Annotated in this window: 3 protein-coding genes and 1 pseudogene; all 4 read left to right on the forward strand. The window is 61.4% G+C overall.

Annotated elements, in window-relative coordinates; genetic code table 11:
* The first annotated feature begins 78 nt into the window (after positions 1-78).
* The 4 genes and pseudogenes from HLH34_RS19545 (at position 79) to HLH34_RS19725 (ending at position 1,007) form a co-directional block, all read left to right on the forward strand.
* The gene (locus tag HLH34_RS19545) at positions 79-276 is read left to right on the forward strand and encodes a hypothetical protein (RefSeq protein ID WP_244960054.1); all 198 of its coding nucleotides are present in this window, start codon (positions 79-81) and stop codon (positions 274-276) included.
* Between the two features lie 21 nt (positions 277-297).
* Positions 298-378: pseudogene (locus HLH34_RS19780) on the forward strand (hypothetical protein); the annotation flags it as partial.
* 51 nt (positions 379-429) lie between these two features.
* Positions 430-825: a transposase gene (locus HLH34_RS19720; RefSeq protein WP_264784379.1), complete on the forward strand. Its 396-nt coding sequence runs from the start codon at positions 430-432 to the stop codon at positions 823-825.
* The gene (locus tag HLH34_RS19725) at positions 744-1,007 is read left to right on the forward strand and encodes a transposase (RefSeq protein ID WP_264784380.1); all 264 of its coding nucleotides are present in this window, start codon (positions 744-746) and stop codon (positions 1,005-1,007) included. The genes HLH34_RS19720 and HLH34_RS19725 overlap by 82 nt, the downstream gene beginning before the upstream one ends.
* The last annotated feature ends 122 nt before the right edge of the window (positions 1,008-1,129 follow it).

Consider the following 1,129-nt stretch of genomic DNA (forward strand, 5'->3'; position numbering starts at 1 on the left):
GAGACCTGTGCGCGGGTAGTGGACGGCGGGTGCGATTGATGATTCGCTGGCGTTCGATTTTGGACGTTGGAGACTGTGATGGCGCATCGGTCGATCGGTCAGGATTGTCTTGGGTTCTCTCGCGCGGATCGGCCTACGTCATCGCTGGACGAGATCGCAGCCCTGATCGACTGGAAGCCGATCACCGAGATGCTGGCGCCGCTGTATCCTGCAACGAAGGGCGAACCCGCATGGCCGCCCCTTTCGATGTTTCGGGCGATGCTCCTGGCGGTCTGATATGACCTGTCCGACGTCAAGCTGGCCGAGGCCCGGGACGATCGAGCGTCCTTTCGCCGGTTCTGCGGCTTTTCTCCTCACGAACCGACACCGGAACGCACGGCGTTCGTGCGGTTCCGGCGCCTGTTGGTGTGTCGGTCTCTCGACCACTCCTTGTTCGAAGCCATCACGGCCCAGTTGAAAACCCGGGCGATCCGGATCAAGATCGGCACGATCGTCGATGCGACCATCATCGCGTCGCACACGGAACAGGACAGCGAAGCGCGCTGGATCAAACACAAGGGTAAAAAGGCCGTTCATGGCTTCAAAGCCCATGTGGGTGCCGACGCAACGACCGCGCTGGTGGAGAAGATCTCCATCACGCCGGCAAACATCAATGATGGTCGAGCGGGTCCCGATGCCTTGCCGGACAATAGGGCGAGGTGTTTGCCGATAGCGCCTATCGGGGACCGCATTTCCGTCAAGCCGTGCGCGCCAGGGGCAGCAGCATCCGCGTGGCGGCGACGGGGATGTGGGGACGCGACGAAAAGGAGACGCTTGCACGCCTGAATGCATGGAACCACGGGGTCCATCGTGCCCGCGGACGGATCGAAAAGATTTTTGGCACGTGGAAACGAAGCTATGGCCTGCGCCGCATGCGATGGCGCGGCCTCGCCAAGGCCGCCGTCCAGATTCACCTCACGGCCATCGCCTACAATTTCAGACGCACACTCAATATCGTCGCCGGGTAGTCGGGGAATAAAACGGACGTGGGCATCTTCAATGCCCACGCATCACCAGGCCCAAAAGTAAAGGAGCGGCAGCCCTGAAAATCCACCTCCCGCAGGCAATCCACTACCCGCGCACAGGTCTC

The sequence above is a fragment of the Gluconacetobacter azotocaptans genome (genome assembly GCF_014174355.1).
Lineage (GTDB): Bacteria > Pseudomonadota > Alphaproteobacteria > Acetobacterales > Acetobacteraceae > Gluconacetobacter > Gluconacetobacter azotocaptans.